This window comes from Streptomyces lusitanus (genome assembly GCF_042647945.1).
Classification (GTDB): Bacteria; Actinomycetota; Actinomycetes; order Streptomycetales; family Streptomycetaceae; genus Streptomyces; species Streptomyces pseudogriseolus.
The window spans coordinates 409,893-425,436 of the sequence record NZ_JBHRWL010000033.1; the positions used below are offsets into that span (position 1 = coordinate 409,893).

Annotated in this window: 8 protein-coding genes, 1 tRNA gene and 1 other RNA gene; 5 read left to right on the plus strand and 5 right to left on the minus strand. The window is 74.0% G+C overall.

The genetic code is table 11. The annotated features are described in order from the left end of the window. Positions 1-54 precede the first annotated feature (54 nt). On the plus strand, positions 55-1,797 hold the full coding sequence (locus ACFOSY_RS33800) for a copper resistance CopC/CopD family protein (protein WP_394314514.1): 1,743 nt from the start codon (positions 55-57) through the stop codon (positions 1,795-1,797). A 24-nt stretch (positions 1,798-1,821) separates the two neighbouring features. Here ACFOSY_RS33800 and ACFOSY_RS33805 read toward each other — a convergent pair whose 3' ends face one another. From ACFOSY_RS33805 to ACFOSY_RS33815, 3 genes are read right to left on the minus strand one after another with little or no spacing between them, the layout of a single operon-like run. Continuing rightward, positions 1,822-3,696, minus strand: coding sequence for a pentapeptide repeat-containing protein (locus ACFOSY_RS33805; protein WP_394314389.1), 1,875 nt, complete (start codon positions 3,694-3,696; stop codon positions 1,822-1,824). Positions 3,697-3,709: 13 nt separating this feature from the next. Continuing rightward, on the minus strand, positions 3,710-5,092 hold the full coding sequence (locus tag ACFOSY_RS33810) for an esterase/lipase family protein (protein WP_394314391.1): 1,383 nt from the start codon (positions 5,090-5,092) through the stop codon (positions 3,710-3,712). Then, on the minus strand, positions 5,093-9,508 hold the full coding sequence (locus tag ACFOSY_RS33815; RefSeq protein ID WP_394314393.1) for an AAA family ATPase: 4,416 nt from the start codon (positions 9,506-9,508) through the stop codon (positions 5,093-5,095). A 126-nt stretch (positions 9,509-9,634) separates the two neighbouring features. Here ACFOSY_RS33815 and ACFOSY_RS33820 point away from each other — a divergent pair, with 126 nt between their 5' ends. Beyond that, a complete protein-coding gene (locus tag ACFOSY_RS33820; protein WP_394314395.1) occupies positions 9,635-10,624 on the plus strand; it encodes a translation initiation factor 2 in 990 nt (329 codons plus the stop codon). Positions 10,625-10,970: 346 nt separating this feature from the next. Here the strand turns inward: ACFOSY_RS33820 and ACFOSY_RS33825 are convergent, their stop codons facing one another. Both ACFOSY_RS33825 and ACFOSY_RS33830 read right to left on the minus strand, forming a co-directional pair. After that, positions 10,971-11,192, minus strand: coding sequence for a hypothetical protein (locus tag ACFOSY_RS33825; protein WP_394314397.1), 222 nt, complete (start codon positions 11,190-11,192; stop codon positions 10,971-10,973). Positions 11,193-11,326: 134 nt separating this feature from the next. Next, positions 11,327-11,414, minus strand: a tRNA-Ser gene (locus tag ACFOSY_RS33830). 72 nt (positions 11,415-11,486) lie between these two features. On the opposite strand from ACFOSY_RS33830, the gene ffs reads away from it, so the two are divergent. From ffs to purD, 3 genes are all read left to right on the plus strand, one after another. Next, an RNA gene (gene ffs / locus ACFOSY_RS33835) (signal recognition particle sRNA small type) lies at positions 11,487-11,585 on the plus strand. A 48-nt stretch (positions 11,586-11,633) separates the two neighbouring features. Continuing rightward, positions 11,634-13,922: a DNA polymerase III subunit gamma and tau gene (locus ACFOSY_RS33840; protein ID WP_394314400.1), complete on the plus strand. Its 2,289-nt coding sequence runs from the start codon at positions 11,634-11,636 to the stop codon at positions 13,920-13,922. 174 nt (positions 13,923-14,096) lie between these two features. After that, positions 14,097-15,359, plus strand: coding sequence for a phosphoribosylamine--glycine ligase (purD, locus tag ACFOSY_RS33845; RefSeq protein WP_394314403.1), 1,263 nt, complete (start codon positions 14,097-14,099; stop codon positions 15,357-15,359). The last annotated feature ends 185 nt before the right edge of the window (positions 15,360-15,544 follow it).

Genomic DNA, 15,544 nt, shown 5'->3' on the forward strand with positions numbered 1-15,544 from the left:
CGCGACGGGGCGGCGGGCGGCCGAGCAGGCGGGTCCCGGTGCCTGCGGGCCCTGGTGCTGCTGGGCGCCCTGCTGATCCTCCTCCTCACGGGCACGGCCCCCGCGAGCGCCCACGCGGCCCTGCGCGCCAGCGACCCCGAGGACGGCAGCGTCGTCAAGGCGCCGCCCACCCACATCACCCTGACGTTCACCGAGTCCGTGGGCCTGCTCGAGGACTCCTTCCGGGTCTACGGCCCCGACAACCGCCGCCTGCACATGGAGGAACCCGAGCACGCGGCCGGCTCCGCCGACACCGCCCGCGCCGCCCTGCCCCGCGACCTCGCCGAGGGCACGTACACGGTGGCGTGGCGCGTGGTCTCGGCGGACAGCCACCCCGTCTCGGGCGCGTTCACCTTCTCCGTCGGCAAGCCGTCCCCCACCCCGCCCGCGGCCCCCGCCGGCCAGGCCGAACACCCGGTCACCAAGAGCCTCTACGACACCGGCCGCTACCTCGCCTACATCGCCGCCGCGCTGCTCATCGGCACGGCGGCGTTCGCGGCCCTGTGCCGCCCGCCGGACCCGGGCCCGCTGCGGGCGCCGCTGCTGTTCGGCTGGTGGACCCTGCTGGTGACGACGGCGGCGCTGCTGATCCTGCGGGCCCCGTACGAGAAGGGCACGTCGCCGGCGCCGGTGCCGGCCCTCTCGGCGTTCCCCGACACGCTGAGCGGCCGCCCGGGCCTGGCCCTGCTGTCCCGCATGGCCCTCCTGCTGACGGCCGCGCTCCTGGTGCCGGTGCTGCGCGGCCGGCCCCTGCGCATCCGCGTGGCGGCGGGCGCGGCCTTCTCCGTCGCCCTGGCCCTGACGTGGGCGTCCGCGGAACACGCCTCGGCCGGCATCCAGGTCCCGGTCGCCATGACGTCGTCGGTGCTGCACCTGCTGGCCATGGCGTGCTGGCTCGGTGGCCTGACGGCCCTCCTGCTCACCCTGCACCGCGCGACGACCCCGCCGCCCCACGCGACGGTGGCCCGCTTCTCCCGCCTGGCGTTCACGTCGGTGACGGTCCTCGTCGTCACCGGCGTCTACCAGTCCTGGCGCGGCCTCGGCTCCTGGTCCGCCCTCACGGAGACGGCGTACGGCCGCACGCTCACCGTGAAGCTGGCGGCGACGGTGTTCCTGCTGCTCGCGGCGGCCCTGTCCCGCCGCTGGACGGCCCTGCTCGCCGTCCCGCAGGAAGCCGGGGAACGCGTACCGGCGCTGGTGGGCGCGGCGGGCCCGCCCCCCGGACCGAGGACCACGGACATGACCACCGCCGCACCGGAAGCCCTCCACCGCCGCGCCCTGCGCCGCTCCGTCCTCGCGGAGGTGGTGGTCGCGGTGGTCGTCCTGCTGGTCACCACGGTGCTCACCGGCACGCTGCCCTCGCGGGCGGAGGCCGAGGCCGCGAAGGCGCCCGAACCGCAGGTGGCGGGCCTGCCCGGCGCGCAGGCGCTCACGGTCCCCTACGACACGGGGACGCCCGGCGGCAGCGGCACGGTCCAGCTGACGATGGACCCGGGACGGGTCGGCGAGAACGGCCTCCAGGCGGTGGTCTTCGGCCCGCAGGGCGCCCTGATTTTCGTCCCGGAAGTCCGCGTCACCTTCACCCTCCCGGCCAAGGACGTGGGCCCCATCGACGCCGGCCTCACCGACCGGGGCGGCTACTGGGCCACCAACGACCTCACCCTCCCCCTGGAGGGCGCCTGGACGATGAAAGTGACGGTCCGGGTGTCGGACATCGACCAGGTGACGGTGGAACGGCGGGTGCGGATCACGCGCTGACGCGCAGGCCGACGTGTCAGCGGGTCAGCGCTTCACGCGGCTGCGCACGGCGAGCACGGCGAGGGCGAGCAGGCCCGGCTCGACGAGCCGGGCGGTCATCTCGACGTACGTCCCGGTGGTGGTGAGGTCCTGTCCCGAGGCGCGGAAGATCACCGAGTTGGCCACCACTCGCAGGGACTTCTCGAACCGCTCCCCCGACAGGCGCCGTGAGTACGGCCCGTCCGGATTGACGGGCGTCGGCTTCTTGGTCGTCAGGGTGATCCGCCGGCCGTCGGCGGTGCCCTCGCTGACCGGGTCGGGATCACCCTTCGGCAGCCCCCACAGCATCATCGCGAACACCGTGGCGGTCATCGCCAGCAGGAGCCAGGCGAGCGCCCGTGTGGCGCGCAGGCCGTAGCCGGAGAGCGCCCAGTACAGCCACAGCAGCGTGCGTTCGCCGCGCGAGGCGGAGTCGCTGTGGCGGCGCATCTCCATCTCGCCGTAGTAGAAATCGGCCGCCCCCGGTTCGTTGCGGCCGTCCTCGAGGGCCTTGCGCAGCTGCCGGTAGACCGGCGCCAGCACGGCGGGGTCGTGCCGGCTGCCGTCCGGGGCCGGGGTCCAGCCGCGGTACCGGGTCGCCCGCCAGTGGTGTTCCTCGGCGAGGGTCCGGCGGCGGATCCAGCGCGGCCCGCCCGGAGGCTCCGCCAGGCGGCAGCGGCCTTCGAGCCGCAGCTGGTCCAGGTGCACCGCCTCGACGAAGAGACACCTGGTCAGGTCGACGTCGGCCAGCATCAGATACGCCGCGTCCACGCCCTTGACCGAGACGACGCCCACCTGTTTCGGGGCGAGGTCCGGTTCCGCGATCTCGTCCCCCGCCGGGGAGACGAACGGGCGTGGCCTGCCGACGACGCTCACCGGGAACGCCAGGGTCGCGTCGGTCAGGTCGACGTCGGCGCACCGCAGCCGCAGCGCCGCCGTGGACGCCCACCGGGTCCGCACACAGCGCACCTCCCTGGCCGCCGCCTCCAGCGTCACCGCGGTCTCGAACACGGCGTCCGAGAAGTCCACCGTCCCCGGGCAGACGAGCGGGCCGATGACGGCCGTGCGCCGGAAGACCGTCCGCCGGAAGCAGACGTCGGCTTCCGCGGTGGCGTCCAGGAAGGACAGGTCACCGCCGATGGTGGCGCCCTCGAACGTGGCATTCGCGTCGAAGTGAGCGCCGTCGAAGGGCAGGTCCCCTCCGATGTCCGCTCGGTCGAAGCAGGCGGCACCCTCCAGGAAGCGCGCCCCTTCGAAGCCGGCCGTCCCGGTGACGCGTATGTCCGTGAAGTCGGCACCCCGCTGGAAGTCGACGCCTTCGAACCAGGCCTCCGCGCAGGTCAGGCCCGTGAACACCGCGCTGCGCCCGACCTCGTCCACGCAGAACCGCAGCGTTCCGTCGAACCGCGCCTCCACGAACCAGGCGTCACCGCCCACCTTGGTGTCGTCGAGCCACACGTCTCCCGCGACACGTGCCCTGCCCAGCCTGAGATCGCCTCCCGTGCTCACACCACGGAAGTGCAGCACCGCGTCGAACACCGCCGACGCGAACGAGCAGTACCCGTCGACGTCGACGTCCCGTATCTCCGCCTCCCCGCTGAACCGCACCGCGTCGAAGTCCGCCCTCCCCACCCGGGCCCGCCCTGTCCCCGGGTCCCTGAGAGGTGCGAGGAGTGCGTCGAACAGGTCCTGGGTGAAGGGCGTGCCCCGGTGGTCGAGATCGGCTCCCGGGCTCAGCGTGGCGAGGTGAGCGGCGCGGTCGGCGTCGTCCAGATGCGCCAGACAGGCCGGGTACGGGTCCACCCTGCGCCCCGGGCAGGGCTCGCCGCCGTCGAGATGCCCGCAGCGCGGCCAGGCCGCGGTACCGGTGGTTCCGGTCATGCCCGCTCCGATCTCATACCGCGACGACCGTGACGTCCTTCCGGTCGCGCCCCTTCGGCCGGTCGACCTGCGCCTCGACCACCCAGCGGCCGGGGGTCGCCTCCAGTTCCGCCCGGTAGCGGTCGGGCTCGTACTGCCGGAAGACGACCGGCTGCCTCTCACGGACGCGGCCCGAACGCCACATGAAGGTCCGCAGATCACGCTGCGGCAGGTCGTGCCCCAGCAGTTCGATCACGAACGGACGGCCCGCTGCGACCGGATCGCGCGGGAAGTGCAGGACGATGCCCTCCGGTCCGGCCAGCGACCCGTCGGGCGCGAGCCCTCGACGGACCGCGAGCATCGTGTCGCGGAGGGCGGAGGCGCTCGCCAGGTCGGCGTTCCGGACACCGGTCCACAGCATCGGGTCCGTACCGGTCCAGTCCGCGAGCGCCGACCGGCGCGGCACCGTGCCGTCGCCGGGGCCCAGCAGGTCGTCGGCGAGGCGTTCCCCGCCGGGGCCGGCCGGGAGCACGAGCGCCTCGGAGGTGGGGAAGTCGACGCTGCCGAGGCAGTGCACCTCGTACGGGAGGGTGCCGGACCGCCCGTTCCGGTCGCAGGCCATCCGGAACTCCTCCTGGAACGCCCGCATCCGCTGGACGGCCTCCGACGGGAGTCCGGGCACCGGGCGCTGGGTGATCATCCGCTCGCGTGCTCCTCCCTCGACCCGCACGGCGCGGAAGTTCGGCAGCAGCTCGGCGACCGCCGGCAGGTTCAGCGCCCATGCGCGCAGCGCCTCGTTGAGCCGGGCGGCCATGTCCCCGTCGGGGCCCGCGTCGCCGGAGACCGCCTGACCGGCGAGCACCCGGGCGGCCTGGACCAGCCCCTGCTGCGGGGTGCCGAGGGTGATCAGGGCCCGTGCCGTGTCCCGGCCGCCCTCGCACTCGAGGTAGTGACGCCCGGCCAGACCGCCCGTCCCGTGGCAGACCAGGATGACCCGCGGATCGTCCGGCCGGTCCGGGTGGCGGGCGTCCGCCTCCGCCCGCCAGCGGTCGAGCTCGCGGGCCACCCGCTCCTTCAGCTGCCGCGCCACGAGCCGGTGGGAGAGCCGCCAGTCGTACCCGAACGGCACGAACTGAGCCTCGGGCGGATCCCCGAGAGCGGCCCGGAGGTCCGGATACCCCAGGCAGGACAGCAGCCCGGGGACGGAGTCCGGGACCTGGAGCAGCTCTCCGGCGTCCAGGCGGTGCGGGGCGTCGGGCGGCGCGTCCCCCAGTCCCGGCGGGAGGGACGCCTCGGTGAGCGCCGTGGCGGCCGAGTCGATCAGCCGTTCACTGCACCGCCCCCAGACGTCCTGGCCGTCCCGGTACAGCCGGGTGCCGAGGAACCCCGGGACGAAGACCACCAGATCGTGTTCCATTCACTCTCCCCCTGTGCCGAAGAACGTGTGCGGCAGCCGGATCAGATCGCACCGGTCCTCGCCTTGCAGGGCCATCACCAGCCCCTCCGCGTCCGTCGCGGTGGCGACGGCGTGCACGGCGTAACCCCTGTCGGTGACCCCCGTGCCGTCCAGCCACCGCTGCGACCAGAGGTCCCAGGCCCGGGACACCGACTCCGGCGTGCACACCAGCAGCACCGGCTGTTCCGCCGGTCCGGCGAACACCAGGGACGTGACGTCGGGGAAGACGCCCGGCAGCCGTTCCGGGGGGTGATTCCCGTCGCCCGAGCAGTCCTTGACGTACACGCTCCCGTGGTCCGCCCAGGCCAGCAGGGGCATGGAGAGGTCGTCCTCGTCGTCGTACAGCTCCCCGAGCGCGAGGCAGGACGGGGCGGCGGTCAGCAGGACGCGCTGTTCGACGCCCTGGTCGCCCTCCGTCCACACCCGCAGCTGGTCGCTCAGATCACCGGCCGTCCAGTACGAACCGTCGCGCAGGAATCTCGCGTCGATCCCGCAGAACCCACGGTCCGTCCGGATCACGCGGAGCGCGGCGCCGGCGGAGGAGAGATCGGATGGGACCGCGTGGCGCACCAGCCGCCGGCCGTCCGCGACGCCGAGCCGCAGCGTCGCGCCGTCCGGGGTGCCGACGAGGCTCAGCGAGCGCGCGGGCGTGCCCGCGTCCCCGCCGAGGGGGATGTCCTGGTGCCCGATGATCGTCAGGCCGTCGTCGAGCCGCCACAGCCGTACGGACCGGCCGGCCGCCGCGGCCACCGCCCAGCCGTCCGCCGTCCGCACCGCGTCCACGGCCGTGACGATCCGCCCGTCGTGCGCGAGTTCCGTGGCCGGAAGGGACGCCGGATCGTCCTGCCCGGGGCGGGAGACCCGGATCCGGTCGTGCCACGCCCGGCACAGCAGGGGCGGGCCGTCCGCGGCGCCGGTGAGGGAGAGGACCGGGCGTTCGTTGCTCGGCCGGCGCCGGATGCCGTAGCCGGTGTCCAGTGCGGGCGCCACGTCCACCACGCGGATGAACGGGCCGTCGGCGATCGCGAGCAGCCCCTGACCGCGCGGCTCGAACGCCATCGCGCCCTCCCGGGGTGCGTCGAGCGCGAGGGTGGCCCGGCGGTCCTCCCGCTCGACGGACCAGATCCGCACGGCGACCTCCTCGTACCCGGCGAGCAGCACCTCGTCGCCGTTGCGTCCGAAGACCAGACCGCGGGTGTTGGACGGGTGGGCGTCCAGCGTGTGCAGGACCGGCTCGCGGCCGGGCGCGGCCTCGCACCGCCAGACGTGCACGGCGGTGCCGTCGGAGACGGCGAGGTAGCCCTCCTGGTCCGAGACGGGGAAGGCCGCGGCCGCCATGGCCGGCGCGGCCAACGTCACCCTGGCCTCGGCGGCGCAGGGGCGCAGGAGGGCGTCCCGGTACCGGGAGACGACCAGTTCCAGCAGCTCCACCCGCTCGGCGCCCGCGGTCAGGACGAACACGCGCGGGCCCAGGACGAGGAGCGCCAGCTGGCGGACGTCCGCGGTGCGGACCTGCGCCAGCCGGGTGTCCACCTGGCCGCCGCCGTGCCAGGACCACACCCACAGCCGGTCGCCGTCGGCGGCCAGGGCCACGCACTCGCCACCCGCCTCGGCCGCCGACAGCGCGCGCACGCTGCCGCCCCACCGGTACTCCTGGACGGGCGTGCGGGCCTCCGCGTGCCAGAAGTACACGGACTGGTCGTCACGGGCGACCGTGGCCCAGCGGGCGCCGGCGCCCACCTCGCGCACCTCGCTCAGCGGGCGTCCGCGTCCGGCGCCGCTCCGGGGCAGCCGGCGCGTCAGCAGCCGTACCCCCGACTCCGGGTGCAGCACCTGGATCTCCCCCAGCCCGCCCGCGGTCAGGGTGTCCGCCCGGGACGACCCCGCCGGTCCGGCGCCGGCGCGCCAGCTCAGGGCCCGGGCGCCGCCGGGGGGCGCCGTGCGCCGCCACTCCGGGGGGTCGGGCGGCACGTCGGTCCAGTACTCCTCCCAGGGCAGGAAACCGCCCGTGCGGCGCAGCGTCCGGTACGTCCCGTCGCGGTGGCTGACGAAGGCGGTCGCGCTGAGCAGCGCCTTGCGCCGCAGCAGCACCTCCTCGGACACGCGGCCGGACGCCCGGGGGAACGTGCCCGCGACCCTGCCGTACAGCGCGGCGCCGTCGCAGTCCCGGGCCAGGCCCGCCGCGAGCGGCAGCATGACGTCGGGGTCGGTGCGCAGCAGGAAGCCGACGTCCTCGAACAGCTCGCGCAGCGCCTCGGGCCCCACCTGGGCGGCGTGGGCGCCCAGGTAGTCGAGCGTGTAGTCGTCGGCCCGGCTCCAGTCGCCGTCCACGCCGGCGCGCAGCGCGTCGAGCACCCGGCGGTGCGCCTCGCGCGTGGTCAGCCCGGCGTCGGAGAGGAAGAAGTCGCCGAAGCTCGGGTGGGCCAGCTGGTACCGGGTTTGGCCGCCGTCCTTCTGGACGGCGACGATGCCGCCGCCCGCGCTCCGGCACACCTGCCGCACGTCCCGCGCGGTGAGCTGCGGCGTGCCGGGGTCGCGCAGTGCGTCGGCCAGGGTGAGCCAGGCCGTGTCCTGGGCCGGCACGGGGCCCTGGGCCACCGCGAGCGCCCGCAGCACCTCGTGGGCCCGGCGCGCACCGGGCTGTTCGGCGAGATGGGCGGTCTCCTCCGCGAGGCGGGCCCGCAGGTCGGTGCCGCCGTCGCGCAGCCAGGCCAGCAGCTCCGTCTCGGTGACGACCGTGGCGCGGCGGGTGAGACCGGCGGCGACCAGGCGGGCCACCAGGAACGAGCCGTGACTGCGCTGCGCGACGACGTCCGCGGTCCACTCCCGGTCCTCCTGCCGCGCCTCGCCCCGGTAGGGGGAGCCGTCCGTGTCCAGGACGGACCGCACCATGCCGGCGATGCCCGCCCGCGCCTCCGCGTCGTCCCCCAGGACCAGGGGCTCGACGCTGAGCTCCAGGGCGTCCAGCAGCGACTCCTCCTCCGCGGGCGCGGTGGTCCGCCGGCGCGGCTGGGCCCGGGTGGCGACGATCACCCGGACGCCGAGCGTGTGCGAGAGCGGGCCGAGGACGTGCCGGGCGATCGCGTGCGCCTGGTCGGGGAGGGCCTCGTCGAGTCCGTCGAAGAGGAGGTTCACCGAACCGGCCCGCCCGACCAACTGCTCGAAGGCCTCGGTGAACCGCTCCGAGGTCACCGGCTCCTCCGGCAGCGCCGGCGCCCCGTCGATCGCCGACAGGACCTCCCGTAGCTGAGCGGCGAGTGAGTGGGCGGACTGCCCCTGGCAGCTCAGCGCCGCGTGCACGGTGCCGGTCCGGGGGAGTGTCGCCGGGTCGAGACCGGGACCGAGGGCCGCCCGCCAGCCGGGCAGCGAGGTGAGCGCGAGACGGCCGAGCAGCGCGGTCTTCCCCGTGCCGGCCAGACCCGTCACCGCGAGCATCCCCTGCGGATGGGTGTCCATCCAGCGCACGATCCGGCTCAGGGCGTCCCGGCGGCCCGCGAAGTGCCGGTGCAGATGGCTGTTGTCCTCGAGGCCGAACTGCTCGGCCTCCATCCACGGCTTGCGCCGGGTCAGCACCGCCGGCGTGTACGGGCGCCGGTCGGACCGCTCGTGGTACGGGTTGTCGAGGAAGCTGTTGGGCAGGGCGCGGATCTCCCAGCAGTCCGGGCGCTGCGCCGGTTCGTCCAGACCGTCGTCCGCGGCGCGCGCGTCCACCGCCTGGCACAGGTACGGCAGCGGCAGATACAGCGCCTGCGGCTCGAACGGGCGGGACGCGTCGTCCGCCGTGAAGTCCGGCCTGCCCAGCGCCTCCTCCAGCCACGCCACCCACCGGCCGGCCGGCACCTGGGCGTCCGCCCCCGAGGTGCCGATGACGGCGAAGCCCTTCCGCCGGGTCTCCCAGGCGCGGATCACCGCGGGGTCGCGCTGGAGCTCCACGGCATGGCGCACGGCCTCGGTCAGGGCGTTGTAGCTCTGCGAGGAACAGGCGTCGACGATCAGCAGGGTGTCCGCCTCGAACTCCGGACGCAGCAGCAGGCCCACCAGGTCGAGCAGCGCGACGGCCTTGTCCGGGTCGAACTCCCCCGACTCCCAGGAGTCGGCACAGGCGAGGAAGTAGCCCTCGTCACGGCGCTGGACGCCGTGCGCCGTCCAGTAGAGGATCTTCCGCTCCGCGCCGTCGGCCAGGAACTCCTCCAGCCCGGCCCACAGCCGCTGCCGCGTGGCCCCTCGCCGGTCGGCCCGCAGCGTGGCCCGGAACCCGAGCCGTTCCCGCACCGTCCGTGTGAACCGGTCACGCACCTCGCCCAGGTGCGGCCGGTTCAGCCTCTCCCGCTCCGCCGGGTCCGGATGCGCGTACTCCGGAACGGCGACCGTGCCCACCAGGCGGGAAAAGCGGTCCTCGGTCTTCTGTAAAGCCGGTCGGCCTTCCGTGCTGCTCCGTACCATGAGCTTCGACAGCACCCCCCGTGAGTGTCCACCACAGCCTGTTTACCAGTGGAGTTGGCGATGCGTGACAGATTCACCGTGGTTGGCCGGGCGACGGACTGTCATCTCTTCGAGGGCGACGGTGTCCAGGCGATCGACGAGGACAACGTCCACATCAAGTACACGCCGGAAAGGGTGCGCTTCCCGGAGGAGATCGCGGGATGGCGGCGCGCGATCGAAGAGGAGGAGGAGCGCAAGGAGGCCGCCGGGCTGCCGCACCGGTGGAACAACGCGCGCTTCGCGGTCGAACGGGTGGTGGTGACCCGGACGCACATCGCCGAGTACCCCGTGCTCTCCCTCGCCCTCCGGGACGCCGACTACTTCGACTTCCTCACCACCTCGCTCAACCTGGACCGCCGCCAGAAGAACGGCCTCACCCTGCGCGAGCAGTACCTCGAGGGCAACGACCCGGTCGACGCGCCGTCCTGGATGAACTGCAGCCTCGGCGTCAATGTGGCTTTGGAGACCGGGAGGGACGGCAAGATGCTGTTCTCCCGGCGCAGCGCACAGGTCGCGGGGCCGAACAGCGGGCGCTGGAACTCCTCGGCCAACGAGGGACTCGCCCAGCAGCACGACCTGCCCGCGGACGGCAGCCCGGTCAGCCTGCACGCGGTCGCCCGCCGCGCCCTCCTCGAGGAACTCGCCGTGCACGACGGGGACGGGACCGAGCTGGAACTGCTCGGCCTCGGACTCGACGTCGTGAACCACCAGTGGGCGGTGTTCTTCCGCGCGGTGGCCCCCGACCTCGACGAGGCGGCGCTGCGCCTGCGGTGGACGCGCGGCGTCACCGACAAGTGGGAACACGACCGCTTCGCGTTCGTCGACGCGGACCCGGAGTCGGTCTTCGGCTTCATCGCGGACGAACCGGAAGCCCGCTGGACCCCGTGCGCACCGACCCTCTTCTACCTCGCCCTGGTACGCGGCGCGGTCCGCCGGGCCGGCGGCGACCCGGCGGCCCGGTTCCTGGTGGAACAGGCGGAGCAGAAGGTCATGAGGGAGCGGGGGCTGTGAACGGAGGGACGGCGGGGGCTGCCTCGCCGTCCCTCACCGTCGGCCTCCGCTAGGCGGCCTTGTGCCTTGCCGTGTGCGCGTTGGGGGCAGGCTCCTGCGCATCCTCGGTCCAGGAAGTCTCGTCCTCACCGAAGTCGGGGGCCTGGAAGGGCTGTGTCGTCGGAGGCGGCGACACCGCGGTGGAGCGATGTGCCTGCCCTTCCGGGGCCGAGAACAGCGATGTCTGGTCGATGAGAGGTCTGCCTTTCGTGACAGGTCCCCGAAGGGGCCTGGCGTGCCGTGACCGGGCACAGTGGTACAGCGGTACAGCGGTACAGCGGTACAGCGGTACAGCGGTGCAGTGGTCTCAGAGCTTGGTCATCTTGGCGTACGGGCTCAGGATCCGCATGGGCTCGGAGCCGAAGTCCACGAGCGCCGCGACTCCGTCCTCGATGCCGACGACCCGGCCGAGGCCGTACACGTCATGGGTGACCTGGTCCCCCGTGGCGAAGTGTTTGGGAGCCGGTGCGACCGGGACCTTGAAGGGACTGGTGGGCAGATGACGACGCGGTGCCGCAGGCTTGGTCATGGCTCAGTATGCGCCTTCACGCGTCCCCCTCGCTGTGGCCATGGACACGGACCCGGAATCGAACCGGGACGGACAACGTCGAAGGGCCCCACCGCGAACGGTGGGGCCCTTCGACATCGTGCCCGGTGAGGCACTGGCGGAGGATACGAGATTCGAACTCGTGAGGGGTTGCCCCCAACACGCTTTCCAAGCGTGCGCCCTAGGCCTCTAGGCGAATCCTCCGCCGGAAACATTACATGACCGAGAGGAGTGCTCGCGAACTCGTTCCCGCACCCCACGATGAGGTAGCCTCTGCGTAGCCCCTCACGCGGCGCTATCTGACTGAACTCCCCCAGGGCCGGAAGGCAGCAAGGGTAGGTCGGCTCTGGCGGGTGCGTGGGGGGCGCTCGCGTTCTCCGGCGGCCGGTCCGGTTGTCGGTGCGCGCCTATAACCTCGTAGACGTGTCGTCTCTCGCGCTGTACCGCCGCTACCGACCCGAGTCCTTCGCCGAGGTCATCGGGCAGGAGCATGTCACCGACCCGTTGCAGCAGGCGCTGCGGAACAACCGGGTCAATCACGCGTACCTGTTCAGCGGGCCCCGCGGCTGCGGCAAGACGACCAGTGCGCGGATCCTCGCGCGATGCCTGAACTGCGAGCAGGGTCCGACCCCGACGCCGTGCGGCGAGTGCCAGTCCTGCCGTGACCTCGCGCGCAACGGGCCCGGTTCGATCGACGTCATCGAGATCGACGCCGCGTCCCACGGCGGCGTGGACGACGCCCGTGACCTGCGCGAGAAGGCGTTCTTCGGGCCCGCCTCCAGCCGGTACAAGATCTACATCATCGACGAGGCCCACATGGTCACGTCGGCCGGTTTCAACGCGCTGCTCAAGGTCGTCGAGGAGCCGCCGGAGCATCTGAAGTTCATCTTCGCGACCACCGAGCCGGAGAAGGTCATCGGCACGATCCGGTCGCGCACGCACCACTACCCGTTCCGGCTCGTCCCGCCCGGCACGCTCCGCGAGTACCTGGGCGAGGTGTGCCAGAAGGAGGGCATCGCCGTCGAGGAGGGCGTGCTGCCGCTGGTGGTGCGGGCCGGCGCCGGGTCCGTGCGTGACTCGATGTCCGTCATGGACCAGCTGCTCGCCGGCGCCGGGGAGGAAGGTGTGACGTATGCCATGGCCACCTCCCTGCTCGGCTACACGGACGGCTCGCTGCTCGACTCCGTCGTCGAGGCCTTCGCCACCGGGGACGGGGCCGCCGCCTTCGAGGTCGTCGACCGGGTGATCGAGGGCGGCAACGACCCGCGCCGGTTCGTCGCCGACCTGCTGGAGCGGCTGCGCGACCTGGTCATCCTCGCCGCCGTCCCCGACGCCGCCGACAAGGGCCTCATCGACGCCCCCGCCGACGTCCTCGAGCGCATGCAGGCGCAGGCGGGCACGTTCGGGCCCGCCGAGCTCGGCCGCGCCGCCGACATCGTCAACGAGGGCCTCACCGAGATGCGCGGCACCACCTCGCCCCGCCTCCAGCTGGAGCTGATCTGCGCGCGCGTCCTGCTCCCCGCCGCGTACGGCGACGAGCGCTCCCTCATGGCCCGGCTGGACCGCATCGAGCGCGGGGTGCAGTTCTCCGCGGGCGGTGCGGCCGCCGGCCTGCCCGCGATGGGGTACGTCCCCGGTCCGGAGGCCCACGGCGGGGCAGCTCCGGGAGTCGTGGAAACCGGCGGCGGTCCCGCCGCGGCCCGCGCCGCCGTACGGGCGCAGGGGCAGCCGGCTCCCGCGCCCACACCTTCCCCGGCCCGGACACAGGCTCCGGCCGCTGCTCCGACGCCGCCCCCTGCCGCCCCTCAGGCGCCTCCGCCGGCCGCCGCACCGGCACCCGCACCGTCGTCGACCCCGTCCACCCCCGCCCCCGGCGCCTGGCCCACCGCCACCCCGGCCGGCGGCGGTACGGGCGCGGGCGCCGGCGGCACGGGTGCGGCCCGGCGCCCCGGCGGATGGCCCACGGCCACCCCCGCGGGCGGCGGCGCGAGCAGGGCGCAGTCACAGTCGCCACAGCCCACCGCTCCGTCGGCCCCCGCGGCCCCCTCCGCGCCCGCCGCGGCCCCGGCGCCCGCCGCGCCTCCCAGCGGCGGAGGCGGCGGCCTCGACCCCCGCATGCTCTGGCCCAACATCCTGGAGACGGTCAAGAACCGCCGCCGCTTCACCTGGATCCTGCTCAGTCAGAACGCCCAGGTGACGGGCTTCGACGGCACGACCCTCCAGCTCGGCTTCGTCAACGCGGGCGCCCGCGACAACTTCCTCAGCAGCGGCAGCGAGGACGTGCTGCGTCAGGCGCTGACCGAGCAGTTCAACGTGCAGTGGAAGATCGAGGCGGTCGTCGACCCGTCCGGCGGTGGCGGTGGTCCGGCCGCGTCCGGTCCGGCGGGCGGCCCGTCCGGAGGCCGCGGCATCGGCGGTGGCGGTGGCTACGGGGCGCCAGGCGCACCGGGCGGCGGTGGTTCCGGCGACACCCGTCGGCCCTCCGCCCCTCCGGTGTCGGCCCCCACGCCACCGTCCCCCGCCGCTTCCTCGGCAGCCGCCCCGGCCGCACCCTCCCGTCCGGCCGCCCCGGAGCCGCCCCCTCCGGTCTCGCCCGAGGACGACATCCCGGAGGACGACGACCCCGACCTGGACGAGTCCGCCCTCTCCGGGCAGGAGCTGCTCGTCCGCGAGCTGGGCGCGACGGTCGTCGAGGAGTTCACGAACGAGTAGCGGACGGGCAGGGCGCCGCCGTACCCGCGGCAGGTTCCGACTCCAGTCCGGTTCCGGCTCCCGTTCCGGCGGCCCTCCGGCCAGCCGGTTCGGAGGAACGTACAAGCGTCCCCTCCCCACCCGTTCGGAAGCCCGCACAAAGGACCCCCGCCGTCTGCCGTTAGGCTGACCCCCGTGAAGGTCCTCGTCATCGGCAGCGGCGCCCGCGAACACGCCCTGTGCCACTCCCTGTCCCTCGACCCCGATGTCACCGCGCTGCACTGCGCGCCCGGCAACGCCGGCATCGCCGAGGTCGCCGAGCTGCACCAGGTCGACGCCCTCGACGGCGCCGCCGTGACCGCGCTGGCCGTGCGGCTGGGCGCGGACCTCGTGGTGGTCGGCCCCGAGGCGCCCCTGGTCGCCGGGGTCGCCGACGCCGTGCGCGAGGCGGGCATCCCCGTCTTCGGCCCCTCCAAGGAGGCCGCGCGGCTCGAGGGCTCCAAGGCCTTCGCGAAGGACGTCATGGCGGAGGCCGGCGTGCCCACCGCCCGCTCCTACGTGTGCACCACCCCGGACGAGGCCGACGCGGCCCTCAAGGCCTTCGGCGCCCCGTACGTCGTCAAGGACGACGGGCTCGCGGCCGGCAAGGGCGTCGTCGTGACCGACGACCTCGAGGCGGCCCGCGCCCACGCCGCCGCGTGTGAGCGCGTCGTCGTCGAGGAGTACCTCGACGGCCCCGAGGTGTCGCTCTTCGCGGTCACCGACGGCGAGACGGTCGTGCCCCTCCAGCCCGCCCAGGACTTCAAGCGCGCGCTGGACGGCGACGAGGGCCCCAACACCGGCGGCATGGGCGCGTACTCCCCGCTGCCCTGGGCCGACCCCAAGCTGGTCGACGAGGTCATGGAGACCGTGCTCCAGCCGACCGTGGACGAGATGCGCCGCCGCGGCACCCCGTTCTCCGGTCTGCTCTACGCAGGTCTGGCGATCACCTCGCGCGGTGTGCGCGTGATCGAGTTCAACGCCCGCTTCGGCGACCCCGAGACCCAGGTCGTCCTGGCCCGGCTGAAGACCCCGCTGGGCGGCCTGCTGATGGCCGCCGCCACCGGCAACCTCGCCCACCTGGAGCCCACGCGGTGGAGCGACGAGGCCGCGGTCACCGTGGTCGTCGCCTCGCACAACTACCCCGGCACCCCGCGCACCGGCGACCCGATCACCGGCCTCGACGAGGTCGCCGCCCAGGACGCCCCGCACGCGTACGTCCTGCACGCCGGGACCCGGCTCGAGGGCGACACGGTGGTCAGCGCGGGCGGGCGCGTGCTGTCCGTGACGGCGACCGGCAACAACCTCACCGAGGCCCGCGACCGCGCCTACCGCGCCGTGGCCCGCATCGGCCTCGACGGCTCCCAGCACCGCACGGACATCGCGCAGAAGGCGGCGCAGGACGCGCAGGACGCCTGAGCGGCGCACACGGCACGGCTGTCACTCACAGGCCCCGAAACCACAGGGCCGGATGCACAGGCCCCGGATCCACCCGCGGATTCGGGGCCTGACCCTTGCCGTCCGTCGACCACCTTTCCCCAAAGCCATTCCATCGAGTGAGCGATGTGCCATCCGGCTGACGTGGGCCGGGGCCCCAACTAGGG